Source organism: uncultured Thiothrix sp. (assembly GCF_937873765.1).
Lineage (GTDB): Bacteria > Pseudomonadota > Gammaproteobacteria > Thiotrichales > Thiotrichaceae > Thiolinea.
Map to the genome: position 1 here is coordinate 82907 of NZ_CALMZC010000014.1, position 25046 is coordinate 107952.

The 25046-nt window shown below is 44.8% G+C and carries 26 protein-coding genes and 1 tRNA gene; 12 read left to right on the forward strand and 15 right to left on the reverse strand.

Translation table 11 applies throughout. The features are described 5' to 3' along the window. Positions 1–8: 8 nt before the first annotated feature. The 5 genes from Q0307_RS03605 to Q0307_RS03625 are packed head-to-tail and all read right to left on the reverse strand — an operon-like array spanning position 9 to position 3450. Positions 9–1307 (reverse strand): hypothetical protein, encoded by a 1299-nt coding sequence (locus Q0307_RS03605; protein WP_298656694.1) that lies wholly within the window; start codon positions 1305–1307, stop codon positions 9–11. A gap of 21 nt (positions 1308–1328) precedes the next feature. Continuing rightward, complete coding sequence (locus tag Q0307_RS03610) at positions 1329–1994, reverse strand: hypothetical protein (protein ID WP_298656696.1); 666 nt, start codon at positions 1992–1994, stop codon at positions 1329–1331. A 4-nt stretch (positions 1995–1998) separates the two neighbouring features. Then, positions 1999–2544 carry a hypothetical protein gene (locus Q0307_RS03615; RefSeq protein WP_298656699.1) on the reverse strand — a complete coding sequence of 182 codons (546 nt, stop codon included), beginning with the start codon at positions 2542–2544 and terminating at the stop codon, positions 1999–2001. Positions 2545–2555: 11 nt separating this feature from the next. Further along, entirely contained in the window at positions 2556–2861 is a 306-nt protein-coding gene (locus Q0307_RS03620; protein ID WP_298656701.1) for a DUF1272 domain-containing protein, read from the reverse strand. 22 nt (positions 2862–2883) lie between these two features. Next, positions 2884–3450: a hypothetical protein gene (locus Q0307_RS03625; RefSeq protein WP_298656704.1), complete on the reverse strand. Its 567-nt coding sequence runs from the start codon at positions 3448–3450 to the stop codon at positions 2884–2886. Positions 3451–3535: 85 nt separating this feature from the next. Between Q0307_RS03625 and Q0307_RS03630 the strand changes: the two genes are divergently transcribed. Genes Q0307_RS03630 through Q0307_RS03645 form a run of 4 tightly spaced genes read left to right on the forward strand, consistent with a single transcriptional unit; the run spans position 3536 to position 5883 of the window. Then, positions 3536–4066 carry a hypothetical protein gene (locus Q0307_RS03630; protein WP_298656706.1) on the forward strand — a complete coding sequence of 177 codons (531 nt, stop codon included), beginning with the start codon at positions 3536–3538 and terminating at the stop codon, positions 4064–4066. Positions 4067–4071: 5 nt separating this feature from the next. Beyond that, positions 4072–4290: a helix-turn-helix transcriptional regulator gene (locus tag Q0307_RS03635; protein ID WP_298656709.1), complete on the forward strand. Its 219-nt coding sequence runs from the start codon at positions 4072–4074 to the stop codon at positions 4288–4290. 6 nt (positions 4291–4296) lie between these two features. Then, positions 4297–5427 carry a serine hydrolase gene (locus Q0307_RS03640; protein WP_298656711.1) on the forward strand — a complete coding sequence of 377 codons (1131 nt, stop codon included), beginning with the start codon at positions 4297–4299 and terminating at the stop codon, positions 5425–5427. A 39-nt stretch (positions 5428–5466) separates the two neighbouring features. Continuing rightward, entirely contained in the window at positions 5467–5883 is a 417-nt protein-coding gene (locus Q0307_RS03645) for an MAPEG family protein (protein WP_298656714.1), read from the forward strand. Positions 5884–6088: 205 nt separating this feature from the next. Here the strand turns inward: Q0307_RS03645 and Q0307_RS03650 are convergent, their stop codons facing one another. Further along, the gene (locus Q0307_RS03650) at positions 6089–6454 is read right to left on the reverse strand and encodes a TfoX/Sxy family protein (protein ID WP_298656717.1); all 366 of its coding nucleotides are present in this window, start codon (positions 6452–6454) and stop codon (positions 6089–6091) included. Positions 6455–6577: 123 nt separating this feature from the next. Here Q0307_RS03650 and Q0307_RS03655 point away from each other — a divergent pair, with 123 nt between their 5' ends. From Q0307_RS03655 to Q0307_RS03670, 4 genes are all read left to right on the forward strand, one after another. Further along, complete coding sequence (locus Q0307_RS03655) at positions 6578–7789, forward strand: NnrS family protein (RefSeq protein ID WP_298656719.1); 1212 nt, start codon at positions 6578–6580, stop codon at positions 7787–7789. Positions 7790–7867: 78 nt separating this feature from the next. After that, positions 7868–8335 carry a hemerythrin family protein gene (locus Q0307_RS03660; protein WP_298656722.1) on the forward strand — a complete coding sequence of 156 codons (468 nt, stop codon included), beginning with the start codon at positions 7868–7870 and terminating at the stop codon, positions 8333–8335. Further along, a complete protein-coding gene (locus tag Q0307_RS03665; RefSeq protein ID WP_298656724.1) occupies positions 8307–9008 on the forward strand; it encodes a Crp/Fnr family transcriptional regulator in 702 nt (233 codons plus the stop codon). The genes Q0307_RS03660 and Q0307_RS03665 overlap by 29 nt, the downstream gene beginning before the upstream one ends. 81 nt (positions 9009–9089) lie before the next feature. Further along, entirely contained in the window at positions 9090–10505 is a 1416-nt protein-coding gene (locus Q0307_RS03670) for a C1 family peptidase (protein WP_298656727.1), read from the forward strand. A 141-nt stretch (positions 10506–10646) separates the two neighbouring features. Here the strand turns inward: Q0307_RS03670 and Q0307_RS03675 are convergent, their stop codons facing one another. Next, entirely contained in the window at positions 10647–11528 is an 882-nt protein-coding gene (locus Q0307_RS03675) for a formylglycine-generating enzyme family protein (RefSeq protein WP_298656730.1), read from the reverse strand. Then, entirely contained in the window at positions 11518–12330 is an 813-nt protein-coding gene (locus Q0307_RS03680) for a TIR domain-containing protein (RefSeq protein ID WP_298656733.1), read from the reverse strand. Before Q0307_RS03680 ends, Q0307_RS03675 begins: the two co-directional genes overlap by 11 nt. A 365-nt stretch (positions 12331–12695) precedes the next feature. Between Q0307_RS03680 and Q0307_RS03685 the strand changes: the two genes are divergently transcribed. The 4 genes from Q0307_RS03685 (at position 12696) to Q0307_RS03700 (ending at position 17708) form a co-directional block, all read left to right on the forward strand. Next, positions 12696–13493 (forward strand): hypothetical protein, encoded by a 798-nt coding sequence (locus tag Q0307_RS03685; protein WP_298656736.1) that lies wholly within the window; start codon positions 12696–12698, stop codon positions 13491–13493. Between the two features lie 188 nt (positions 13494–13681). Continuing rightward, complete coding sequence (ispG, locus tag Q0307_RS03690) at positions 13682–14896, forward strand: flavodoxin-dependent (E)-4-hydroxy-3-methylbut-2-enyl-diphosphate synthase (protein WP_298656739.1); 1215 nt, start codon at positions 13682–13684, stop codon at positions 14894–14896. 88 nt (positions 14897–14984) lie between these two features. Beyond that, a tRNA-Phe gene (locus tag Q0307_RS03695) sits at positions 14985–15060 on the forward strand. Positions 15061–15440: 380 nt separating this feature from the next. Then, complete coding sequence (locus tag Q0307_RS03700; protein ID WP_298656742.1) at positions 15441–17708, forward strand: arginine/lysine/ornithine decarboxylase; 2268 nt, start codon at positions 15441–15443, stop codon at positions 17706–17708. Between the two features lie 47 nt (positions 17709–17755). On the opposite strand, the gene Q0307_RS03705 is transcribed toward Q0307_RS03700, so the two are convergent. From Q0307_RS03705 to Q0307_RS03735, 7 genes are all read right to left on the reverse strand, one after another. Then, positions 17756–18325: a phosphoribosyltransferase gene (locus Q0307_RS03705; protein ID WP_298656745.1), complete on the reverse strand. Its 570-nt coding sequence runs from the start codon at positions 18323–18325 to the stop codon at positions 17756–17758. Positions 18326–18360: 35 nt separating this feature from the next. Beyond that, positions 18361–19761 (reverse strand): 8-oxoguanine deaminase, encoded by a 1401-nt coding sequence (locus Q0307_RS03710; protein WP_298656747.1) that lies wholly within the window; start codon positions 19759–19761, stop codon positions 18361–18363. 25 nt (positions 19762–19786) lie between these two features. Continuing rightward, the gene (locus Q0307_RS03715) at positions 19787–20920 is read right to left on the reverse strand and encodes a trypsin-like serine protease (protein ID WP_298656750.1); all 1134 of its coding nucleotides are present in this window, start codon (positions 20918–20920) and stop codon (positions 19787–19789) included. A gap of 73 nt (positions 20921–20993) precedes the next feature. Further along, complete coding sequence (locus tag Q0307_RS03720; protein ID WP_298656753.1) at positions 20994–21602, reverse strand: CDP-alcohol phosphatidyltransferase family protein; 609 nt, start codon at positions 21600–21602, stop codon at positions 20994–20996. A 9-nt stretch (positions 21603–21611) separates the two neighbouring features. After that, a complete protein-coding gene (locus tag Q0307_RS03725; protein WP_298656756.1) occupies positions 21612–22232 on the reverse strand; it encodes an ATP-binding cassette domain-containing protein in 621 nt (206 codons plus the stop codon). Further along, entirely contained in the window at positions 22232–23839 is a 1608-nt protein-coding gene (locus Q0307_RS03730; protein WP_298656758.1) for a hypothetical protein, read from the reverse strand. The genes Q0307_RS03725 and Q0307_RS03730 overlap by 1 nt, the downstream gene beginning before the upstream one ends. Positions 23840–23861: 22 nt before the next feature. Further along, positions 23862–25028, reverse strand: coding sequence for an ABC transporter substrate-binding protein (locus Q0307_RS03735; protein WP_298656761.1), 1167 nt, complete (start codon positions 25026–25028; stop codon positions 23862–23864). Positions 25029–25046 lie beyond the last annotated feature (18 nt).

The window sequence follows — 25046 nt, forward strand, 5'->3', positions numbered from 1 at the left end:
TAGGTGTATCATTCTTGTGAGAAGTTATCGTTATAAATAACCTCGGAAAACGAGTTTTGAATAATTTGCCAACGCCCATTTTCGAAATTTCTAGGTAAAAGATTGTTTTCTGTATCTACATAACACATTCTAATAAGCAAATTTCTATTAATAATTTTGCTCTCTATTTCAAAGCTAAATTCTACTAAAACATTAGAAATGGCAGATGTTTCATCATTAACATCTAGTATTACATATGATGTTGGTGTGTATTTACTAAAGTCTTGTTTAGCTCTACCTGCTTTAATGCCTTGTGAAGGATTTGTGTAGTTTAACAAATCTTCGGATAAGAGACCGAAGCGTTTAGCTTGCCAATTATTTATAAACCGACCAACTATTGCCTCTGGAGTATTAGATGGCAATTCGCTTATATTCCCATTGAAAGGTAAGTAGGGCATATCACTAACAGAGCGTGCTTTCCAGTTTTCTAATGCCTTATTAATCTGATTTGTTTCGTTAATTTTTGAAAAAAATTCTTGCCAACTAAGTTCTTTTTTATGCGATGCTTCTTTTTTACCATCTTGAAGAGCACTTGCCCAGTCTCTAATAGCAAATAAAGCCGCCCAACATTTGGCAGCAACTATCTTATTATCAAATGCTAGATCACGACCATGTAATATGCCATTTCGATAGGGGATTGTAATTGAATCTTCACTCGTTTTATTTCTACCTTTGTTCAAAAGCCCTGCTAAATTTTGAAGTCCTGTTTCATGTCCAGCTATACAATCCCATGCAGTTAAGTTTGTATTGCCAGCAAAAAATCCAACATGTTTAGATACATCATTAACTATGCCATCAAGTAAGCTCAATAAAAGGGGAACACATGCATGATAGCGACCTTCTAAGTAATCAATCTTAGCTAACTCTGCTAACCGCATTCTTCTACGAAATTCAAAATAGCTGGTAAAACGCATTATTCCCCAATTGAGAATCGCTTCATCATAAGTTTCAGCTAGGTATGCATCAGCAACGTCTAATCCACTAGTTTCATGTAAATGAATGGCATTCTTAATGACCTCGGCACTCATGCTTTCATATGCAATCCAGCCGTGAGTGGAAAATAATTCGTTAAACTTATCAGGTAATAAAAGTATTGAAGTTTGATCTTTGAGTTGAGCGAATGAAGAAAGCACATTTTCAAATTTAGGAAAGATTTTTTCTGAAAATGGGATTGCTTCACAGATAGATTTGGCTTCATCTAAAAACTTAACCGTATCGAGTAACTCTTTAGTTGATTCATTGTCAGTAATTTTAGGTTTGTTAGTCATAAGCTTTGTAAATTTATAAGATTACCAGTGCATCACTAAGGGCAGGTGTGGGCGAAAATCATAATCTAAGCCAGCTTGCTCATGATCAAAGCTTAATTCTACCAATTGCTCCTTGCCTTTTTTGATATGAAAGCTGTCAAGAGTATTTGCTTGTGTTGCTGCTATGGATAAAAGTGCAGAGGGTTGGGTAATTTGTACTTTAGTTAATTGCCGAAAACCTTTTTCATGTTGCAGTGGCTGCAGTTTATCAGTTGCCGCTAATGCAGGTGCTATCCCAAACGGCAGTACAAACCATAAAGGCTCAGTCAGGGGATTATCAAGCGCCATCGTGATACTCAAATGTGACGGCAAATAGGTTGGACGATAATCCCAACACGGAAAAGGAGTTTGCTTTTCAACGCCTTGCTGATAGCGAAAACACACACCAAACGGTGAAATCGACGGGGTATCTTGCGTTAAGCGCTCGTATAAATGTGTCTCCCGCATTACTTCACTTTGTGCTTCTGCTGCATCCGTTAAATACAGTAATTCAACAAAAGCATTTTCAAAGAAAAAGCGTCGATTCGCAGTACCTTGTCCCAAATGTTGATTGGGTGTGCCTTCTATTAAACCGAAGTCTCTGAATAGCTCAGCTTCTGGAGCATTAGGCGCTACTGCTATGAAAATATGATCGAGTTCTAAAGTCATTTTGCTAAGAGTTTTTAAAGGTTTTTAATAAAGTAGTCATGTCTAGCACGTTGCCATAAGTGTGATCTAGTATATGCGTGAATTGATGCAAGTTGCTTTCGTTTTCACTAATGCGGGGCCAAGGTGGAGGATGTGCTAACCAACCTTGGGGTGTTTGCATATGCCTACGATCTGATTTTAGATGCTTCACATAATCCTGTGCGCTGAGGACGCGAAATAGCGGTACATATTCAGGATCAAGCAAATCCTCTGCTAAAAACGATTGCTGCATATAGTCTTCAAGTGGTGTACAAAAGGCTAAGCACGTATCGAAATCGATCAGATAATTGCGTTCAGCGTTTTGCCATAGCAACACCACATGATAATCCCAGAGTAAAGGCTCTTGTGCTGAATTAGCCGCACGTTGGCAGAGCATTGGAAAGCAGCCGGCCTGTGCCGCAATCACAATGACCCAGCTTCGAGCAAGTTCAGGGCATTGACACAAATGCCAGATATTTTCCTCACAATAACGGGAGTGGTAAAGATACGATTCGCGTTGGGGTAATGACATAGTTTTACCGCTTAACGCTGTTCTGGAGTCAAGCCTTGGAGTTTATTTAATAATTGCTGATGGGCAGTAAAATCTACAGGTCGGAATTTAACCTTGGCACTAGCAGGGTATTGACCCAAATAATTATTACCTAGCCAATTATTTGCAGGTCGGATAGGGCGTAGGGTAAAACCGCCGCCACAATTGGGGCAAGTATTTTGTAATAAAGCCACACAATCGCTACAAAAAGTACATTCAAAGCTACAAATCATGGCGTCTATTGTATTAGGTGGCAGCGATTTATTGCAGTTTTCGCAAGCAGGGCGTAGTTCTAACATAACACATCCTTTTAACAATGGCTCAGCACGGTGGGAGTGATTCAACTAAGTTTTTCCCATCTAGCTGTTTACGTAAATCATAATCCACTAGCACTGGTAAATAACCTTGTTCGGCATTTAAACGCAAGTAATTACTCACCAAGATAGCCCCATCTTTTAATTCACCCTTGCGACACCCCTTCATACCCGCACTCATGGATCCCTTAGTTTTTATACCGGCTGCTTTTTGAGCTTTAACCGTTTCACGAAAGGCTTCAAGGCGAGGTAAATCAGTCGGGTTGAGGCGATAGACATAGAGCTTATACCCCAGTTTGGCTTCAGCCTGTAAATTACTTGATTCCAAAGACAAAGGGATAGGTTGTAGAATAAAAATTTCTTGTTTTTCCTTGCCAGCGAATTCCGCTTTGATCTCTAAGCTAGCGCCATTAGTGCGTGGCTCAAGCCAATCTGGCATGCGAGCTGCAGTCCGAATGATTTTGGGGTCAACGGTGATAGGGTCAGTGGTGGCAAGTGTATATATGGTTTTGACCGGAATGGCAGTGCAGGCACTTAGGGATAAGGTTAGGCCTAATAGGAGGAGTTTGTTCATAAAGTTTACCTAAATACGGTTTAATTTGTAAAAATTATTGTATTACGATAATATTTTAAAATGCAAATTTAACTTAGAGGCCAGTATGTCTGCTTTTAATCCACGTGTGGCGCGTTGGTTGGCTTTCCTAACTAAAGCTTTGGTTAGTGTCTGTTTACTTGCCAATCTGTTCGGCTGGTTCATTCCAGAAGCTGCTGAAACGATTGCACGAAATATCACAACTCTCATCACTGAACCCATCAGTTTGACAACTCGAGCCTTAGTGTTGGGTGGATTGATTTCTACTGTCCAATTAGGAATTCTGACCATAGGTTTCTGGGCGATGGCAGCCGTTTTTAAGTTGTTTGCGCAAGGGGATTATTTGCACCCAGATATAGGTAAACAGGTACAGTGCTTTGGCAAATCCCTAGCCCTCTTTGGAGTGCTTAGTCCTTTGATGCGTACCTTATTGGCCTTAGTCATTACCTTGGATAATCCTGAAGGTCAGCAGATCCTGATGATTCGTTTGGTGACCAATGATTTTGTAATCATACTGGTGGGAATGCTATTAATTATGCTGGGCTATGCACTCAAACAAGCAGCCATGATTGCTGAAGAAAACCGGCAGATTGTGTGATTTTTATGCCAATTATTGTCAATCTCGATGTGATGCTCGCTAGGCGCAAAATGCGTTCTAAAGAACTTGCCGAGCGCATTGGCCTTACTGAGCAAAATGTATCACTGCTAAAGTCAGGTAAAGTGAAGGGCATACGCTTTGAAACTTTGGAAAAGATTTGTGAAGTATTGGCGTGTCAACCGGGGGATATTTTGATGTTTGAACCTACCGTGAAGAGCGACTGAAAGACTATGCTAACTAACATATTGTTGTTAATACTAGCAACTGGTTTTGCTGGGGGTTTCTATCTGCGTTATCGCTTACGTACACTCAAGGATCGAGGCAATTTAGCGGCTGCTATTGATCAAGAGTTCCATAAAGTCACTAAGCGACATCAGTGTGGTGGCTTAGTTCTTGGAGTTTATAAATCAGGAAAAACTTTATTTAAAAGCTATGGCTCGGTTAATGCAGCTAATCCTCATCTACCCAATGCTCAAGCTATTTTTCAAATTGGCTCAGTAAGCAAGGTTTTTACAGGAGTGACTTTACAAATTTTATGTGATGAAGGTATTGTCAGCCTAGATGACAATTTAGAGCAGTTAATCGGGCATAAAATTCCATTAGCGGCGGCTATCAAACCGATTACTTTGCGTCAGCTCGCCACGCATACGTCTGGATTCCCACGTGTTCCGAAAATATTACTAGAGCAACTGGAAGCTAAGGTTGGTAAACAACACCTGCTAGATAATCCCTATAATGAAACAGCATTGGCAGATATTTATGCTTACTTACAAAAACCTAGCGACTTGGGAAAGGCAGGAGATTTTTTTTACTCCAATTATGGCATGGGTTTATTAGGGCATATTCTGGAGCAGGCGACTGGACAGAGTTTAGAAACGCTGGTACAAGAGAAAATTTTCCAGCCTTTGCAGATGCAACATAGCGGCATTAATTTGAATAAAGAAAATCCCACGCAAATTATGCAAGGTTATACTGCTAATGGTGAGTTAGCTCAAGTTTGGACTTTTCAAGTACTAGCAGGGGCAGGTGCTTTTTATTCCACGGCTGAGGATATGCTGCAATTTATTCAGGCGAATTTAAGTAAAGATAATCCTTTGATGCATAGCTTACAAAAAACACATCTACCTCAAGCGAGTGGGAAAACGGGTATAGCTTGGATGCAGGCTAGTGGTTTAGATCGCTTTATCGGCAATCAACATACTATTTGGCATGATGGACAAGTCGGTGGGTTTACTGCCTATTTAGGCTTTGATCCTAAACAAGACTGTGGCCTAGTCGTTTTATCAAGTCGCTCAATAAGTATAAATATGCTAGGCATGATGGTGATGCGTCAATTACGTTCACAGTCGTGGGCAAGCTAGTTGTATATTTGCTGATAAACCTAAGCCGAGGAGTTTTGTATGCAGTCTTTCGCTATTCTTTATCCCGCTTTTGCTATGGCATTTCTCACGTTTGGCGTAGGTGTGTGGTTGTTAATGATGCGCATCAAGGCTTACAAATCGGGGACACACCCAAGCTACTTTAAATTTAATGAAGGGGATTTGCCTGCCTATGCCAAGCAAGCTGAGCAGCATTATGCGAATCTGTTTGAAATGCCAGTGCTGTTTTACGTGATCGTGCTGCTAGCCTTTGTCACCCAAACCGCTAATCTGGGTTTAGTCTTACTCGCATGGGTTTATGTGCTGCTTAGAGCAGGGCATAGTTATGTGCATTTGGGTACGAATAAACTGCTACTGCGTCGTAATATGTTTTTAGCCAGCTTTATCATTTTAGTGGTGATGTGGGTTTGGGTTTTGTTGGCTTTGTTGATGCGTTAAGTAGACAGATTAGGCTGAAATTGTTCAGTCCAATCTGTAAGTAATGCATTTTTGACTGAGTCTGTTGCGCTTTACGGGTTTGGCCTTGGTGGTTTAAAAGATTGGCATAGCACCAACGTGCTTCCTCACCGCAGAAGGTTAGTATTCCTCTAAAGCACGGAGTAGCTCATTGTTTGCTGAGCTAAAAAATCGCAAGATGCATGATTCATAGTTGGATAGCTTTACGCTTTGAAGCTTTAGTCGGCGTATTCCGCGCAGACTGAATCGCTGCTTTAGCCCATCTCAGTAATATCCCATGATCTGCTAGCACTTCTTCAGGTACAGCAAAATAGCGTCGCACTTGTACACGACTTTTTTTCGTATCGTAAGCGAAGCAAGACATGCCATAGGCTTCATATTGGGGGCGAGTCAGCTCATCCACCACAAAGTACAAACCCTCGTTGGGCATAATCGCGAAGGCCAAACCATATTGTGTGAAGCAGACACCACCAAACATGCGTTTCATTTGGATGCCGCCGAGAACTTCAAGTTGCTCTAAGAGATAAAGTGCGTATTCTGAATAGTTACTCATCCATTCAGTTTAGGTGTAATAGGTTAGATGTTCATTGAGGATAGTGGCTTGATGTGAGTCAATGCGCTGGTCGCTGTAGCTACTTAGTCTTAAGTGTTTTGATTCATTCCTTAGGTTTCGTGCATGCTGCAAATCACAGAACCCTCCACCCCTATACCACGCTACGCATTGTGGCAATTAGGGTTTCGCCCGTTTTTTTTCGCGGCCAGTTTGTTTGCAGTACTTGGCACGATGTTGTGGACGGCTTTATATAGTTTTCATTGGGTGGGTTTACCAGCCTCATATCCGGCGATGACTTGGCATGCGCATGAAATGATTTTTGCCTATGCCCTAGCCGTGATTGCGGGCTTCTTACTGACGGCAGTAAAAAATTGGACTGGGATAGCTACCTTACAAGGCTATGGCTTGGCAGCGTTGGTGAGTGTTTGGCTGCTAGCTCGCTGTTTACCGTTTACAGGCTTGCCTCTGATTTGGACAGCTTTAGCTGATTTAAGCTTTTTAGTCGGTTTATTCAGCGCTGTGGCTCGTCCCATTGTACTGGCTAAACAATGGAAGCAAGTTGGGATTCTAGCCAAAGTTGCTCTGTTAACCCTTGCCAATAGTCTATTTTATTTGGGTTTGTTAGGTTATTGGCCGTTGGGATTAGTCTTGGGTTTGTATTTGAGTTTTTATTTAGTGATTGCGCTGATTTTGACGATGGGGCGGCGGGTCATTCCATTTTTTATTGAAAAAGGTATTGGCGTTCCCTTTGCAGCACGCAATTATCCATGGCTTGATCGGGCTAGCTTAGTTCTATTTTTGGCTTTTGCTCTCCTCGATTTAGCGGCGATGAGCACCGGCAATCAACTCGTCATTTATCTGGTTGCTACTTTGGCTGTGCTTCAGGTGGTGTTGCACAGTATACGCTTGCGAGGCTGGTATCATCCCTTGATTTGGAAAAAGCCACTGCTCTGGGTGTTGTATCTGGCTTATGCGTGGCTGGTGCTTGGGTTTTTACTGAAATTCTTGAGCTTAATGGGAAATATTTCACCGTGGCTGGCGGTACATGCCTTCGCTTATGGTGGGATTGGCATGATGACATTGGGGATGATGGCGCGTGTCAGTTTAGGGCATACTGGACGCGATGTGGCTAATCCACCAGCGATACTATTTGTGTTGTTTGCTGTATTAGCTTTAGGTACCTTGATTCGGGTATTTTTGGTCTGGTGGCTACCGGATGCACAGGCCATCTGGATTCTAGCTGCACAATATCTATGGACCACAGCCTTTGCTGGTTTGGTTTGGGTCTATGCGCCGATGTGGTGGTCTGCCAGAGTGGATGGACGCCCCGGCTAAGCTTGCTTGACTCACATCAAGGTGAGAACTGCACAAACTCCTTAATTTGCTATTTTCAAATGCAATTAAGGAGTTTCTATGTCGAGTGATACTTTAGATTTATCAGCTAGTCACCTGCCACAAGTGGCTTTAGCGTTTATGAATAGCGTACATAGTGAGGAACTAGCGCTGGTCAGTGAACTACTTACACAGCTCGATGACGACACTAATAATGCAGATATTAGTATGCAACTAAACGCTTGGGTTGCTCACACGCAAGCCCATTTTGAGCGCGAAAATTTCTTGATGCAGGAGTATCATTTCTTCGCTTATCCCATGCATGCTGCTGAGCATGTGCAAGCTTTGCAACAGTTAAACTCCGTGCAGGCCTTCTGGGATGAGGCCGCAGATCGTGAGGTTTTACGCGGCTATATTCAGTCGTGGCGGCAATGGTTGCAGCAGCATATTTCCACCATGGATTTTGTCACTGCGCAGTTTTTAAGCCAGTTTCCGCTTCCTAATGAGGCGATTCGGATTGATGAATTACGCGGGCATGATACTCACTGAACCTAGTTTAAGTTTATTAAAGCAAGCTCCCCTGTTAAATGCGCTAGAACCTGAACAATTTAAGGCGCTCTTAAACACAGCTACCGTTTACGATTTAGCGGAAGGCGAGTTTTTATTCCAACAAGGCCAGCGTTTAGAGCAAATTTTTATTTGCACGGAGGGCTTTATCAAGCTGTTCCGTTTAACACCGAATGGTGATGAGAAAATTGTTGAAATTATTAGCGTAGGGAATAGCTTTGCTGAAGCAGTCTTATTCCTTGGTGGACAGCAATATCCTGTGCATGCCGTTGCTTTAAAAGCGGCACAAGTCGTTGGGATTAATGCTGCACAATATCAACAAACGCTGCGTGCTTCGGTCGATGTTTGCTTTAATTTAATGGGTTTAATGAGCAAACGAATGCATTGGTTATTAACTGAAGTTGACCGTCTGACTTTACATAATGCTACTTTTCGCTTGTTGACATGGTTATTGGAAGCTCCCACCCACTCAGCCGATACCATTTTGCTGGATGTGCCTAAGCATGTGCTGGCTTCGCGCTTATCGATTAAACCCGAAACCCTTTCCCGGATTTTAAAGCGTTTAAGTGAGCAGCAATTGATTCGGGTTGAAGAGCAGATGATTGAATTATTAGATCGGGCGGCGTTGCAAACAATGGTGGCCTTGGAGGCTTAAGCTGCACTTGACCGGTTTCTAGGCAAGCGCTTAAAGTCATCCTGTTAATATCTTCAATAAAATGGTGGAAGAGAGGGCAATATGCAAGCGCGTCATGCCAAACTAGGAGGGTGTAAAATTGGAGCGGTTCCACCCCAAGCGAAACGGCGTAAAGTCGGGCGTTCTGCCGCGAAGCCTTTACCATCCAAAGTCGATTTACGTCCTTTCTTAACCAAGATCGAAGAGCAAGTGGGGATGAGTTGCGTGGCGAATACTTGTGCGGGTGCGTATGAGTATTTGGCGAAACGTAATTTGGGAAATGCCAGCGATGTGAGCCGCTTGTTTATTTATTATAACGCGCGTGCCGAGTCAGATAGTCAAGAAGAAGACGATGGCACGAGCATGATTGACGCGATTGAAGCACTGAAAAAATATGGTGCTTGTCGCGAAGATCTGTGGCCGAATGAAGAAGATGCGATCAATGAAGAGCCTTCCACGGAAGCCTATACGCATGGCGAACATTTCAAAATTGCTGAAGCCGAATACGTATCCACCGATTTAGACCTGTGGAAGCACACGCTCGCCGATGGTTATCCGATAGCCTTTTGCTTGAATACCTTCACTTCCTTTGATCAGGCTACGAAAAGTCGTGGGCGTGTGCCTTTGCCGAAACAAGCAGAGCAAGAGCGTGAGGAGCACGGTTGGCATGCGATGTTATGCGTAGGTTATTTGGAAAAAGATCAGCTATTCATCGTGCGCAATTCTTGGGGGACTGAATGGGGGGATCGCGGTTACTGCTATATTCCTTACAAATATGTGATTCATTCAGAACTCAATGGGCATGATAGCTGGGTAGTGAAATCGCTTGAGGATTTGGATTTCAGCCAAGAGATCGAGTCGGAAGATGATAGCTCCTATTTCGCGGAAGAAGGCTCGATTCAACTTTTCGATTTTTATGTGGCGACTGAGGATGTGGAAGGCTTTGCTAGCGCTTTGGACGAACTGTGTGATGAATACGCTACGGATGAAGATTACTACTTCGATTATGAAGAAACGGAAGAGGATGATACGACTTACGCAGAAATGAGTAATTTTGATATTACTTTAGAAGACCCCGATGGTTTCCTTGAAGCGTTAGAGGAGTTATGTGATGACTGGGCTGAAGACGAAGATTATGACTATTCGGTCGAAGGCGTAGATGGTAGTGCGGAAGATGCGGAGGAAGATGAAGAGTCTGAGGATGAAGACAGCGACGGTGAAACTTTAAGCCTCACTGATTTTTATATCTACACCGAAAATGGCGAGCAAGTCGTCGAGAAAATCGACAAGCTGTGTGCCAAACACAGCCAAGATAGTGAGCATTACGCCTACGATTGGGAAAAGGAAGAAGACGCAGATGGCACTTATGTATCCTTCACTCGTTTCGAGATTATTCCAGATGATGAGGACAAGTTCTTAGCCGCACTTGAAGTGTTGTGTGAGAAGCTGGCGGAGGATGGGGGATATGATTGGGGGTAGAGGCTGTTGCTAGGTATAAAAATCGAAGTTTCTACTTATCAGGAGATAGGTAAGAAGTAACCCCTCCCAGCCTCCCCTTGTCAGGTGAGGAGTTAAGCGATTGCTCCCTTCCCTGACAAGGGAAGGGTTGGGGATGGGTTGCTAAAGTGTCCTGGAAATACGAAAACCAATATTGTTGTTACGACCAGACGGATTGATCCCGTTACGGAGAGCCGAGCGCAAGCCCCGTGGTAAGCTGTACCAAGAACCACCGCGCAACACACGGGATTCACAATTTTTTTCTAACCACGCGCTACCATCTTCCGGCGCACCTTTGTAGCTATTATGATAACAGTCTTGAGTCCATTCCCAAACATTGCCATGCATATCTACCAAGCCCCATGAATTAGCAGGAAAACTTGCTACGGGAGCAGTTTGCTGATTATCCCATTGACTACCGCATCCATCACAGTTAGCTTTATTTTTACCTATATTATCACCCCCAAAATAACTGGTTTTAGTACCCGCTCTGGCGGCATATTCCCACTCAGCTTCAGTCGGTAAACGATAATTTAAACTCGTTTTCCTACTTAGCCACCGCACATAGTTTTGAGCATCTTCCCAACTGACATTTATCACAGGGCGATTATTTCGTCCCCACTTCTCATCACTTGGCTTATAATTATCGCAACTATTATCGGCGACACAGGCATCCCACTGAGCAAACGTCACTTCAGTTTTGCTCATCTCAAAAGCAGCTACTTGTACAGTTCGCACTGGCTTTTCATCATCATAACAATCTTTGCTATTGCTACAGCCCATTTCAAAAGAGCCTGCTTCAATCTTAATCATTGCTGGCAGTGGAATCGTGGGTGCGGCTGGTTCAGCTACTGCTGTTTGAGTGGTTGCAGGTGCAGTCATGGGTATAGCTACTTCTGTTGATTGAGGGGCAGGGCTTGATCCTTGCATTTTCCACGCGACCACACTGACCAGCGCGGTTATTCCAATCCCACCCCAGAACCATTTCGCTAGATTAAGGCGCACCTTGCGCTTTTTGCTCCTCTCGCGCCTGTCGCTTTAATGCTGCCTGTTCCCGCGCTAAGCGCTCTTTTTCTGCTTGTGCCGCCGCCGCTTGCTCCCGTTGGATTTGCTCCAAGCGGGCACGTTCAGCAGCTTGTGCTTGTTCCTGTGCCAATTGCTCACGTTGAGCTTGTTCAGCGCGTTCCTGTTGAACTTGTAATTCAGCTTGGCGAACTCGTTCTGCTGCTTCACGCTCGGCCTGTTCTTGTGCCAAGCGTTGTTGTTCAGCTTGTCGGTTTAAACGTTCTTGTTCTAAGCGTTGCTGTTCGGCTTGTTTAGCTAAGGCTGCTAAGCGTTTGGCTTCTTCAGTTTGTTTTGCTGCTTGTAACAGCTCATAAACTTTCAGAGTAATTTCACTAAATGCTTGTTCCGATTCAAATGACCCTAAGGTAAATTGCGCCAATGGGCGATTATCCTTGGTTCCCCCTTGTAAGGCTGCCAGCCACGGTACGGTCGTCCAAGCACAAGGGCGGATAATAATCGGAACGACTTGTAAGCCTTCAGCCTCACGGCGTTGTAAAAAGCGCGGAATTTCTTTGCGCGTAACAAACTCCGAAGTTAAAAAATCACTACTGACGAGGAGTAAAGCGACTTTGGCTTGCTCAATCGCGCCTTCAATCGCAGGCAGCCAATTCGCACCCACTTCAATTTGCCTGTCATCCCAAATCGAAAATTTATTATGCGCCTGCAATACCTTCAGATGGCGTTGTAAAGCCTCTTTCCATGCTTCATCTTTATGGCTATAGCTAATGAAAATATCGGTCATAGCAGGCGATTAAATGGGGGTTGATTCCAGATAAACGGAATCATAACGAATTTTGTGCAAAGGGTTTAGCCGCTTACAGTAAATAGTGAAGCAAGATAAGGATTTAAGCCCTTTTAAAGCTGCTGGATACAATCAATACGGCTTAGTGCATAGTACAGTTTCAGATGAAATTGAGCCTAAATCAGCTTTTTAATTATTAATCGGCTTATAAAATAAACAAAAATGACCTGCTATCACTGCTTATTGCCCACCTATCAGGAAAAAGCCTAGGTTTCTCTGCGAGCTATACCACCCTCTAGTGTAAGTAGTGCAGGACGCACTGCGATTAGAAATAAAGTCATTATGGATAGATGAGGTGTTTAATCATGACATTCGGTGCAATTGGTAGTGTTGGTTTAGGTGCATTAACAGGTGTCTCAGCCAACCAACAGGTGAATCAAGTTAAACCTAACGATGTGAATTATGGTTCAGGTTTTAGTACACACGCCAGTTCTGGCGGTAGCTTCGCTAGTCATATGCAAGGTGCTGGCGCTATGGGTAATTTATGCTCGCAATGGTCACAAGGTATTTGCGGCTCAGAGGGGGCAAAAGGTAGCTCAGGTTCTTGGGGTGTAGATGGCTCGAAAGGTAGCTCAGGTTCTTGGGGTGTAGATGGCTCCAAAGGTAGTTCAGGTTCTTGGGGAACTGAGGGTTCTAAAGGCAGCGGCGGCGTCGATGGTTCTAAGGGTAGTTCTGGCTCTTGGGGATCTGAGGGTTCCAAGGGCTGTCATGGTGTTGATGGCTCCAAAGGCTCTGATGGTTCTAAAGGTGGTGGCAGTGTTGATAGTCCGAAAGGTAGTTCAGGCTCTTGGGGATCTGAAGGATCGAAGGGGTCGGATGGTTCAAAAGGTGGCGGCGGGGTAGACAGTTATAAAGGTGGTGGAAGTGTCGATGGTTCTAAGGGGAGTTCAGGTTCTTGGGGAACTGAGGGTTCTAAAGGCAACGGTGGAATCGATGGCTCTAAAGGTAACGGTGGCGTAGACGGCTCCAAAGGCTCTAATGGTTCCAAAGGTAGTTCTTGGGACATGAATATGGGCGGTTCTAGCCCTTGTGGTGTGGGTGGTAAAGGTGGTTCTAGTTCATGGGATTTCAGCTTTGGTGGCAGCAAAGGCATGAACTGCTAAGTTTGGATTAATAATTCCTATATAACTAAGGCTTTGGCCCTATTCGTAAGGGTAGGGTCAAATTACGGTCAGTATTTTCCTAGTTCTTCTTGTGCTTATTCGCGGAGTGTTTGCAGCAGCTCATGGCCTTGGGTAGAGTTAGCGCATTCTTGGTGAGTTTGAGTTTTTTCATGTCCCAGCATCCTCTTATGCAGCGTCATCGCACAGTTCCGGTCAGAGTCGGTCATGTTATGGTTGGTGGCAATGCGCCTGTGGTTGTGCAATCGATGACGAATACAGATACAGCCGATCCAGTCCGCACGGCGATTCAATGTGCTGAATTAGCCCAAGCCGGTTCTGAGTTAGTGCGGATTACGGTCAATAGCCTAGAAGCCGCGCAAGCGGTTCCAGAAATTCGTGAGCGTTTAGATAAGCTCGGTTGTAATGTCCCGTTGATTGGCGACTTTCATTTTAATGGGCATAAACTCTTGAGTGCAGTCCCCGAATGTGCGCAAGCTTTAGCTAAATATCGGATTAATCCGGGTAATGTGGGGCGCGGCAAAAAGCGTGATGAGCAATTTGCGCAAATGATTGAGTTGGCTTGCCGTTATAACAAGCCAGTACGGATTGGGGTGAATTGGGGTTCGCTAGATCAAGAATTATTAGCGCGTAAACTGGATAGCAATTCGCAGCTTGCCCAACCGCTAGAGTTGTATGATGTGATGCATGAGGCCTTAATTGAGTCAGCGCTCACCAGTGCTAATAAAGCCGAAGAGTATGGTTTGCCGCATGATCAGATTATTCTGTCTTGTAAACTCAGCGAAGTACAGGGTTTGATTCGCGCTTATCGGGACTTAGCCAGTCGCTGTGATTATCCATTACATTTAGGTTTAACTGAAGCAGGTATGGGTAGTAAGGGGATTGTGTATTCGACCGCTGCTTTATCGGTGCTGCTACAAGAGGGGATTGGTGACACGATTCGCATTTCTCTTACCCCTGAGCCACATGCAAAACGTGAAAAAGAAGTGCTTGTTGGGCAGGAAATTCTTCAAGCTTTAGGTTTGCGCTCGTTCACTCCACAAGTAATTGCTTGCCCGGGTTGTGGGCGGACGTCGAGCGATTATTTTCAGCGCTTAGCGGAGAAAATTCAAACATGGCTGCGTGAACAAATGCCGGTATGGCGTACTCAATATGCGGGTGTAGAAACTATGTCCGTAGCAGTGATGGGTTGTGTGGTGAATGGTCCTGGAGAAAGTAAACATGCGAATATTGGGATTAGTTTACCGGGTAGCGGGGAAGTGCCAGTCGCACCGGTGTATGAAGATGGCGAAAAGACTGTGACCTTAAAAGGCGAACATATCGCGACTGAGTTTCAAAGTTTGGTGGAAGCCTATGTACAACGCACCTATCGCCAAACGTCTTAAGTGAGCTTAGACTGAATTTTGAGAAAATAGTTAGCGCATTGCCTTGACAAAAAAAGCCTAAAACGCTTTAATAGCGACCTCTTGATGAGGCCGGGTAGCTCAGTCGGTAGAGCAGCGGATTGAAAATCCGCGTGTCGGCAGTTCGATTCTGCCCCCGGCCACCAAGATTCAAATTTTTTGTTTCATTGCATTTCCTTTTAGTTTTATCTCCTTTTCTTGATTTTTCATTGTCGAACTTGCGGTTGCTTGTAATCACGACAATCATTTAGTTCGTAACCGAGTTAAATAAATTTAACTCGGTTTTTTCTTTTTGGCATCCGAGATTTACACTAAATTTCTCCGTTAATCCACCGCGTGAGTGTCGATTGCCTATAGTCAACTCAAGAATCTGCTACACTAGGCACGCTTGAGTAGGGGTTGAGCGAAACTCTTTCCAAAAACGCTGTACCTAGGCAGCACGCTACCCAAGCTGGCTTTTTAAAAGGCACTGTTGACCGGAGTGCCTAACAAATTACCCATACTAACTTAGAGGGCCATTCAAACTATGCGATTTCGTTTTCCTGTTGTCATTATTGACGAAGATTTCCGCTCTGAAAATACTTCGGGTTTAGGTATCCGGGCTTTAGCTAAGGCTATCGAAGATACTGGCATGGAAGTATTGGGTGTAACCAGTTATGGTGACTTGTCTACCTTTGCACAACAACAAAGTCGGGCGTCAGCGTTTATTCTTGCGATTGATGATGAAGAATTTGCAGCTGCTGCGGAAACAGATGAAAACGGGAATAGTGAGCCTTTGGCCTTAAAAGCTTTACGGGGTTTCGTAGAGGAAATCCGTTGGCGCAATGCAGAGATTCCGATTTTCTTACATGGCGAAACCCGCACTGCACGGCATATTCCCAATGATATTTTGCGCGAACTCAATGGTTTCATTCATATGTTTGAAGATACCCCAGAGTTTGTTGCGCGCTATATTATTCGTGAAGCCAAGGCTTACTTAGATAGCCTAGCTCCACCCTTTTTCCGCGCACTCACGCATTACGCAGCGGATGGTTCTTATTCTTGGCATTGTCCGGGGCATTCGGGCGGGGTCGCATTCTTAAAATCTCCAGTAGGGCAGATGTTTCACCAATTCTTTGGTGAGAATATGTTGCGAGCCGATGTTTGCAACTCAGTCGATGAACTCGGTCAATTACTGGATCATACCGGACCAGTGGCTGCGTCGGAACATAATGCAGCACGGATTTTTAATGTTGATCATTTGTTCTTTGTGACTAACGGAACGTCGACTTCCAATAAAATGGTTTGGCATTCGTGTGTGGCGGACAATGATATTGTGGTGGTTGATCGTAACTGTCACAAGTCGATTCTGCACGCGATTACTATGACGGGGGCGATTCCGGTGTTTTTAACCCCTACCCGCAATCATTTCGGGATTATTGGGCCAATTCCCCATAAATCATTTGATCGGGATGCCATTGAAGCAAAAATTGCCGCGCATCCATTGGCTAGTAAACTCGGGACGAACCCACGGATTCTGACTATCACCCAAAGTACGTATGACGGGGTGCTCTACAACACCGGCATGATTAAAGAACGTTTGGATGGCTGGATTGACAATCTACTCTTTGATGAAGCTTGGCTGCCCCATGCTGCTTTCCATGATTTTTATAAAGGCATGCATGCCATGTCGCGTAATGGGGAGCGTACTCAGAAGTCAATGGTATTCGCGACCCAATCTACTCATAAATTATTGGCTGGCTTATCCCAAGCCTCACAGATTCTAGTGCAGGATGCGAAAGAAACTAAGCTCGATCAGCATGTCTTCAATGAAGCGTATTTGATGCATAGCTCTACCAGCCCACAATACGCGATTATTGCTAGTTGTGATGTAGCAGCAGCGATGATGGAAGCTCCCGGCGGAACTGCTTTAGTGGAAGAGTCAATTTCTGAGTCCTTAAACTTCCGGCGGGCGATGCAGAAAGTCGATGCTGAGTACGGTGAAGCGTGGTGGTTCAAGATTTGGGGCCCAGAAATTGTTGATGAGGAAGGCATTGGGACGCGCGATCCGTGGTTATTAAAGGCCAATGATCGTTGGCATGGTTTCGGTAATTTAGCCGATAACTTCAATATGCTTGATCCGATTAAAGCCACGATTATTACTCCGGGCTTAGATGTGGATGGGGCATTTAGTGATGAGATTGGGATTCCAGCCGCCATCGTGACGAAGTATTTAGCTGAGCATGGAGTTATTGTTGAGAAGTGTGGTTTATATAGCTTCTTTATTATGTTCACTATCGGCATTACTAAAGGCCGCTGGAATACTTTATTGACGGCTTTACAGCAATTTAAAGACGATTTTGATAAGAACCAACCGCTCTGGCGGGTGTTACCTGAGTTTATTGCCCGCAATCCACGCTATGAGAAAATCGGCTTACGCGATTTATGCTTACAAATTCATGCTTTCTACGCGGAATATGATGTGGCACGCTTGACGACGGAAATGTATCTCTCGGATATGGAGCCTGCCATGAAGCCCTCGGATGCTTTTGCGATGATGACGCACCGGAAGATTGATCGCGTACCTGTTGATCAATTAGAAGGCCGAATTACCGCGAGTTTAGTCACGCCTTACCCACCGGGGATTCCACTCTTAATTCCGGGCGAGCGTTTTAATAAAACTATTGTGGATTATTTGAAATTCACCCGAGTTTTCAATGAGAAATTTCCGGGCTTTGAAGCCGATGTACATGGTTTAACCGTGGATACGGTGGAAGGCGTGAAGCAATATTACGTAGACTGTGTGAGACAATAAGTCTTAACACTAGCGGCTAGTTCTTGCAACTAGCCGCTTATTTTGCATTAGTAGTGTTTTTCCAGCCAGTCTTTCACCCAAGGTTTATGTTCACGGATTTCCTCCTTGCTTAAGCCTTTAAGCTCATGTGGGAACACTAACCATTCATCCGTTTCATGCACAAAATAATCAGGACGCAGCGTTGTCTTGTTTTTATTCGGCTTGAAATAAGGGGTGGCGATGCGAATATCATGTGGTGTATTTAAACGCGCTTCTGAGCGGATTTTATCTAAAGCAGCTTTAATACTATTCCCTGAATCAAACACATCATCCACGATTAATAAAGAATCGGGCGCGTTAATATGCTTAATCAAATATTCTAAGCCATGTACTTTGACTTCACGCGCCGTTTGATTTAAGCCAGTGTAATAAGAAGTGCGAATCGCGATATGATCAGTGGAAACACCAAAGTACTCAAATAACTCCTGCACCACAATCCCGACGGGAGTACCACCGCGCCAGATTGCCACAATAAAGTCGGGGCGAAAGCCACTATCGTAGATTTTTTCCGCTAACTGAATGGAGCTATCCATTAAGTCTTGCGGGGTCAAAAAGACTTTTTCAATTGATGCAGACACGCTGTGATCCTTTCGCTGAACGCCTGAAACTGGAGTCAGGACGTTAGCATCATTTTGGAGATTTCTCTATGCCGCTGTAAGGGTTTTGTCATATCTAAACTCAAAAGCTGACCCTGTTCGACAACGACCCGCCCATGAATGATAGACAGATCCACACTGAAGTTATGACAAAATACCGCTGCTGCCACCGGATCATGTCCAGCCCCAACATAATTCAGGCGATTCAAATTAATCGCAATCAGGTCGGCACTTTTCCCCACTTCTAACGAGCCAATATCAGTACGTCCAAGGGTGGCAGCTCCCCCACGAGTCGCTAAGCGTAAGGCTTCACGAGCGCTCATCGCTTGGGGATCACCTGCAAACCCTTCACGCCCGCCTAAGGGCATACTGGCTGAATATTGATGGGGTGCAATGCGTTGAAGCAACATAGCTTGGCGGGCTTCAGCTAGCAGGTGGCTACCGTCATTGGAAGCAGAGCCATCCACGCCTAAGCCTATTTTTACACCGGCTCTAGTCATCTTCGGAATAGGGGCAATCCCACTGGCTAAACGCATATTGCTGGTCGGGCAGTGCGCAACTCCTGTTCCAGTGTGTGCGAATTTAGAAATTTCAGTCTCGTTCATATGCACACAATGCGCATGCCAACAGTCGCAGCCCATCCAGCCTAACGACTCCACATAGTCCACAGGGCGCATACCAAATTTAGCCAGACAAAACTGTTCTTCATCTAAAGTTTCTGCAAGGTGGGTATGTAAATGCACCCGTTGATATTGACGCGCTAAGTTCGCCGTTTCGCGCATTAAATCGGCTGTTACTGAGAAAGGTGAGCAGGGCGCGAGTACCAGTCGTAACAGACTATGCTCGCTCGCATCATGATATGTTTCAATTAGGCGCTGCGAGTCTTTCAGAATAGCTGCTTCGTTTTCGGTGACATGATCCGGGGGTAAGCCGCCTTTGCTCTCACCTAAAGACATAGATCCACGTGACGCATGAAAGCGTATACCGATTTCTCGAGCTGCACGAATTTGACTATCAAGGGTGCAATCATTGGGGTAAATATACAGATGATCACTGCTTGTGGTGCAGCCAGAAAGCATTAACTCTGCTAAACCCGTAAGAGTGCTGATATACACTCCCTCATCGGTGAGTTTTGCCCAAATGGGATAGAGGGTTTTCAGCCACGTAAAGAGATTAGCATCTTGAGCGACTACGCGTGTCAATGTCTGATAAAGATGATGGTGCGTGTTCACTAAGCCCGGCAAGATTAAGTGATCGCGTAAATCGAATACCTGATCAGCGCTCTTAGGTAAATCTTTGCTAGCACCTACCTGCTTAATGAGATGATCTTCAATATATACGCCCGCATCGGCAAGCTCAGTCCCTGCATCGTCGAAGCTGGCAAGCAGGGTAGCATTTTTTAAAAGAATTGAAGTCAAATTGGTTACTCAGTGAATGAAATCTTTACTTGCAGCCAGCTGTATTTGCAGTGGGGCAAGCTTCTTTCATTAAGATTACTATATTTTCACTGGTAAAGGGGCTAGCCCCTATGAACTTAATGCCATTGTCTGTCGGCGCCCAGCCGGTAGTGCCAATCACAATGTTGGGTTTACCTGCCGTACCTACATTAGTCCCCTGTAATTTAGCCACCTCACCAAAATTCACTAACCAAGGCCCGCCGCTAGAGCCTCCAGTTTGTCGTGAACCAATAATGGTGTTGTTCGATAAATCTGCGACGATTTGGCCGCCTGCATCAGTGCGCTGCATCAATTCGCCCTTATCATGAGAAATTGGATAGCCTAATTGAGTCACTTGGGTTTTACCTTCGACAAAACCATAGTTATTCCAACCATAGCCAAACCAGCCCGTATAATCACCCGCATATTGACCAGCTTGTGGCGCTAATTTGATAACAGCGATGTCATTGGTACAAACCACACCGGGTTGAGCACAACTTGCAGTCCCATTGATATACGAATTCATCAAGTAAATATTGGCCGCACTCCAAACCCCATAAGGTGCTTGGCCTTTGAAATAAGCCGGCACATACTGAAAACCGCTGTACCACGCATTAGCACCAAACTCAGCCACACAATGCGCAGCAGTGACTACTACCCCTGGTTTAATCAAAGCGGCTGAACAAAACCCTGTATTCGCGCCAACTTTAAAAAATAAGCGCCCCGCACGCCGGAAATAATCGACTTTTGAAAGTTGTAAGCCACCCATATCCACGCGTGAGGTGGTAAAAGGTAAACCCGCTGTGCCAAAAGCACGATTGGTGGCCTCAGTCGTTTTATGGATCAGATCTAAGCTTGTTTCGGTGCTTAGCAATTGTATAGCTAAGGTTTGCCCATTGCCTGCCCCACCTTCCACGGCTCCCGCTTTAGCAGTGAAACGAGGAGCCTTAGCAGATACATCAATGTTGCTTAGTCCACTGAGTTTGGGTTGAACTGAGAGCGCATGTGCATAATCAAGCGCTTCAAGACTGCGTACTTGTGCTTGAGGGAGTTCAACCACGAAATCAGTTTGTGCAAATACAGACGAGCTAGCCAAGGCCAAGATGGCAAGGCTTATAGCAGGCAGGGTAATTTTCGCCATCTAGCAACACTCCAGTTGGTTAAAGGGGGTAACATTGGACGTTTTAGTTTAGAGTTTACAAGTCTAGATTGCGCTAATTCGCAAAGTTTTTCCAGCCAGAATAAACTCTTAAGCCAGTACTGATGAAGCATAGGCTTGCAAAACCATAGGCTAAACCGCTAAACCAAGCGGGGACTAAACACATCAATGCAAATACTAAAATAGTTTCTGCGGCTTCAGTGAGACCGCCAAGATAGTAGAAGCTTTTATGTGGATAATGCGTACTGGTCAATTGACGTTTGGCGGCAAAGATAGCAAAAGCTAAAAAACTACTGCCTGTGCCAATAAAACTATAGATTAAGACCGCCGCCGCCAGCGCATTCTCATGGTGATTTGCAAGCGCAAAACCTAAAGGAATCGCTGAGTAAAATAAAAAATCCAATACAATATCTAAAAATCCACCACGATCTGAAGTCTGAGTTAAGCGCGCTAAAGTACCATCTAAGCCATCGAGTAAACGATTCAGCAAAATAACGATGAGTGCCCACCCATAATGTTCAAAAGCTAGCAGCGGCAAGGCCGAGATACCGATTAGAAAACCAAGCACGGTCACTCGATTAGCCGTGAATCCCCATTGGAGGAGTTGCTTAGCGAGTTGCTGTTGATACTGTTTAGTCTGCTCTAAAATGAGCCGGTCAAGCATAGCAAGCTCCTATAGCTGAATGATGCAGTCCTTATTGGGGGCATCGGCTAGATCATGGGTGACGAGTACTGCAGGAATCTTCATCTGGGTAATTTGGGCAAACACGAAGCTCCGAAATTGCTGTCTTAACTTTGCATCCAAACGTGAAAAAGGCTCATCTAGAAGCAGTGCTTGTGGTTCGGCTAATAAAGCGCGCAAGACACTAACCCGCGCCCGTTGACCACCCGATAAACTATTGGGATCACGTTTGGCAAAGCCAACTAAACCTGCTTGCTCAAGTGCCGTATCAATCCGTTGCTGGCGGTCTAGTTCTTTAATTGTTGCAGGCAAAGCAAAGGCTAAATTGGCTCCCACACTCAAATGCGGAAAGAGCAGATCATCTTGAAATAAAATACCGACGCGGCGCTGCTCGGTTGGCAGTATATCAATGCGCTGCTGGTTTAATAAGCATTGACCAGTAGCGGTGAAAGCCGCAGGTAATGCACCAATCATCCAAGCTAATAAAGTTGATTTGCCAACACCTGAAGCGCCCATTAGCGTCAATATCTCGCCCGGTTGTACTTTAAAGCTAAGATTCTGAATTAAGGTCTGGCTTGTTTGTTGAATACTGAGCTGCTGAACTTGAAGCATTAGTTTAATCCGGGGTGTCGCCGAGCATACCAACGACTTAAGCCACTGGCTAAAATAAAACCGAGTAAAGGCAAGAGCGTTTGTAAAACCGCTTGTATGGCTAAGGTCGAACGATTGCCACCTGAACTTAAACTGACGGCCTCAGTGCTGATGGTTTCAATCCGTCCACCGCCGACAAATAAAGTAGGTAAATATTGCGCCACACTCACCGCAAAACCTACTGCACAAGCTGCTAAGATCGGGCGTAGTAAGAGCGGCCATTTAATATAAAGGCAGGCTTGCCAAGTCTTATAACCTAAGGTCTTAGCGGTCAGTAGATAACGCGCATCCAAACTTTGATAAGCGCCACTCAAAACCAACAACATATAAGGTAAAACCCAAGCTAAGTGGCTCCAAATCACGGCGAGTAAACTGCCATCTAAGTTTAATAGTAAGGCGATTTGGTATTGGGCGGCTGTAAAGGGGAGTGCGGGAATAATTAAGGGCAGGTATAAATAAGCTTGGTGTTTATTTCCCCATTCTAACCAAATTAAAGCTAAAGGCAGACTGATCAATATACTGCAACTGGCGATAAATAAGGTAAGCAATAATGTTTCAAGTTCAGCTTTTTGCCAAGCGTTAAGGCCAAGATTGGCTGGCAAGATTTGTGGGAAAAACCATCCATCTGCTAATGACCAAAGTACTAATAAACTTAGGCTTAACCAAAATGGTAGCGTGACTAAGTATTTAACTAAGGGCTTAAAAATAAACGTCCCATACGCTCGCTTTCGTCGCCCCTTAGGTCTAGCGAGTAGAGTATGTAAGAGCTTATAAAGCGAATAAGCGCAACTAGCACCCAGCACTAATAAGCCAATTAATAGCAGTGCTAAACTTTGAGCTTTTAATTGTTGACTAGGGTCAGGATCAGCAAACCATTGCCAAGCTAATACGGCTAAAGTAGGTGGAGTCGACGGCCCCAAAATCAAGGACATATCTACCACCGATAAGCCATAAGCAAACACAGCTAATAAAGGCCAAGCTAAAGGCTTTAATAATTGTGGAAATAAAATTTGCCAACCCGCTTGCCAGCGGGTATAGCCTAAAGTTTGGGCGACTAGACTTTGTTTCATAAGCCATTGCTGATTGATTAAACCAGTGAGCACCCACAGTAGAAACCAAGTCTCTTTGAGCAGCAACGCCAAGCTTAAACTTAAGGCATAAGGGTCTTGAGTCGTGATCAACCCGGTGGGTGGGGCTGTCCAAGCAAATACAGGGCTAACTACACGTACTAGCCAACCAGAAGGCGCTAACAAGAACACTAAGCCAATCGCAAACGCAGCATGAGGAATAGCTAGAAAAATCGGTGCTTGCTGTTGTAAGCGCTGCCAAGTTTTTGCAGGGTAAAATAAAAATACGAGCGCACAAGCGAGTAGTAAGGCCAAAATAGTCGAAAGACTGGCTGAAAACAGAGTCAGCTTTAACGCCGGCATGACTTGTGGGTCAGCCCAAAGCAACTGCCAAGCGCTAGCCTGCAAACCTGCACCAAAGATCGGCACTAAACCTAAGAGTGGTAACCCAAGAATAAGTAACACACCCAACCAAGCTACACAGCTCAGCCCACTATCCATAGCAAGTAGCCGCATGCCTTGCTTAACTACCGTAACGCTTGATCCATTCTTTTTCTAAAGCCTCCACCCAGCTTGCATGGGGTTCGGCTAGCGTGGGTACATCAGTGGGTAACACACTCGGATTAAGCGCTTGATTCGGTAGTTTACTGGCTAATAAAACACTAGGGTCGCCCCAAGTTTTTAGATCCGCTTTGTGTGCTTGTGCCTCAGGTGACAGTAGGAAGTTGGCAAAGACTTGTGCGGCTTCTTTGGCTTTTGCATTGAAAGGAATCGCTAAGAAATGCACATTGCCAATCGTACCTTTCTTAAAACCAAAACTATAAGCCGTCTCTGGTAAGCGCTTGGACGCTATTAAGCTTGCGGCTTCATTTGGATTAAAGCTTAAAGAAATCAATAGCTCGCCATCTGCTAATTTTTGATGCATTTCAGCATCGCTGGCTGGGAAACTTTTACCCTGTTGCCAAGCAACGCTGTGCAATTCATCTAAATAAGCCCATAAAGGTTGAGTGAGCTTAGCAAAGGCTTCAGCCTCCACGGGTTTGCCCAATACACTAGCCTCTGGGTTTAGCTCCAAGAGTAATTGTTTAAGAAAGGTGGTGCCGTGAAAACTAGGTGGTTTCGGGTAGCTGACACGCCCCGGATTTTGCTTAGCAAATACTAATAAGGCGGCGGCTGAATCGGGTGGCGTGGGGAGTTTGCTACGGTCGGCGATGAAAGTAAGTTGCGCAGTGCCCCAAGGCGCTTCTAAACCGTCGGTACTTTCAGAAAAGTCTTGTTGCACGGGCTTGGTGGTATCGACATTCACCCAGTTAGGTAGTTGCTCCGCCCAAGGTCCATAGAGCAATTGCTCCCGCTTGAGCGCACTAAAATTTTCACCATTGACCCAGATTAAATCCACTGAGCCATCACTAGTACGTCCTGCTTGTTGTTCGGTTTGAATGCGTTTGACCACTTCAGCCGCATCAGTGATTTTTACATGCTTCACGGTAATCGCGTAGCGCTGCTTCGCTTGCTCGGCTGCCCAGTCGATATATTGATTAATAGCTTCACCGCCACCCCAAGCATTGAAATACACGGTTTGGCCTTTAGCCGCTTGTTCGATCTTGCTCCAATCTTCAGCCGCATGGGTCGTTAAACTAACACTACTGACGAGTACTAAGCCCACTAAACTTAAACTTTTAAAAGGCATGTCTGATTTCCTAGTTTA

Excerpts from the sequence above, each read along its gene's own strand:
- Q0307_RS03635 (WP_298656709.1), top strand. The coding sequence starts at position 4,072 with ATGCCAATTATTGTCAATCTCGATGTGATGCTCGCTAGGCGCAAAATG.
- Q0307_RS03640 (WP_298656711.1), top strand. The coding sequence starts at position 4,297 with ATGCTAACTAACATATTGTTGTTAATACTAGCAACTGGTTTTGCTGGG.
- Q0307_RS03610 (WP_298656696.1), bottom strand. The coding sequence starts at position 1,994 with ATGACTTTAGAACTCGATCATATTTTCATAGCAGTAGCGCCTAATGCT.
- Q0307_RS03615 (WP_298656699.1), bottom strand. The coding sequence starts at position 2,544 with ATGTCATTACCCCAACGCGAATCGTATCTTTACCACTCCCGTTATTGT.
- Q0307_RS03645 (WP_298656714.1), top strand. The coding sequence starts at position 5,467 with ATGCAGTCTTTCGCTATTCTTTATCCCGCTTTTGCTATGGCATTTCTC.
- Q0307_RS03680 (WP_298656733.1), bottom strand. The coding sequence starts at position 12,330 with ATGACCGATATTTTCATTAGCTATAGCCATAAAGATGAAGCATGGAAA.
- Q0307_RS03665 (WP_298656724.1), top strand. The coding sequence starts at position 8,307 with ATGAATTACGCGGGCATGATACTCACTGAACCTAGTTTAAGTTTATTA.
- Q0307_RS03625 (WP_298656704.1), bottom strand. The coding sequence starts at position 3,450 with ATGAACAAACTCCTCCTATTAGGCCTAACCTTATCCCTAAGTGCCTGC.
- Q0307_RS03725 (WP_298656756.1), bottom strand. The coding sequence starts at position 22,232 with ATGCTTCAAGTTCAGCAGCTCAGTATTCAACAAACAAGCCAGACCTTA.
- Q0307_RS03660 (WP_298656722.1), top strand. The coding sequence starts at position 7,868 with ATGTCGAGTGATACTTTAGATTTATCAGCTAGTCACCTGCCACAAGTG.
- ispG (WP_298656739.1), top strand. The coding sequence starts at position 13,682 with ATGCAGCGTCATCGCACAGTTCCGGTCAGAGTCGGTCATGTTATGGTT.
- Q0307_RS03715 (WP_298656750.1), bottom strand. The coding sequence starts at position 20,920 with ATGGCGAAAATTACCCTGCCTGCTATAAGCCTTGCCATCTTGGCCTTG.
- Q0307_RS03670 (WP_298656727.1), top strand. The coding sequence starts at position 9,090 with ATGCAAGCGCGTCATGCCAAACTAGGAGGGTGTAAAATTGGAGCGGTT.
- Q0307_RS03735 (WP_298656761.1), bottom strand. The coding sequence starts at position 25,028 with ATGCCTTTTAAAAGTTTAAGTTTAGTGGGCTTAGTACTCGTCAGTAGT.
- Q0307_RS03720 (WP_298656753.1), bottom strand. The coding sequence starts at position 21,602 with ATGCTTGACCGGCTCATTTTAGAGCAGACTAAACAGTATCAACAGCAA.
- Q0307_RS03655 (WP_298656719.1), top strand. The coding sequence starts at position 6,578 with ATGCTGCAAATCACAGAACCCTCCACCCCTATACCACGCTACGCATTG.
- Q0307_RS03730 (WP_298656758.1), bottom strand. The coding sequence starts at position 23,839 with ATGGATAGTGGGCTGAGCTGTGTAGCTTGGTTGGGTGTGTTACTTATT.
- Q0307_RS03700 (WP_298656742.1), top strand. The coding sequence starts at position 15,441 with ATGCGATTTCGTTTTCCTGTTGTCATTATTGACGAAGATTTCCGCTCT.
- Q0307_RS03605 (WP_298656694.1), bottom strand. The coding sequence starts at position 1,307 with ATGACTAACAAACCTAAAATTACTGACAATGAATCAACTAAAGAGTTA.
- Q0307_RS03630 (WP_298656706.1), top strand. The coding sequence starts at position 3,536 with ATGTCTGCTTTTAATCCACGTGTGGCGCGTTGGTTGGCTTTCCTAACT.
- Q0307_RS03620 (WP_298656701.1), bottom strand. The coding sequence starts at position 2,861 with ATGTTAGAACTACGCCCTGCTTGCGAAAACTGCAATAAATCGCTGCCA.
- Q0307_RS03650 (WP_298656717.1), bottom strand. The coding sequence starts at position 6,454 with ATGAGTAACTATTCAGAATACGCACTTTATCTCTTAGAGCAACTTGAA.
- Q0307_RS03685 (WP_298656736.1), top strand. The coding sequence starts at position 12,696 with ATGACATTCGGTGCAATTGGTAGTGTTGGTTTAGGTGCATTAACAGGT.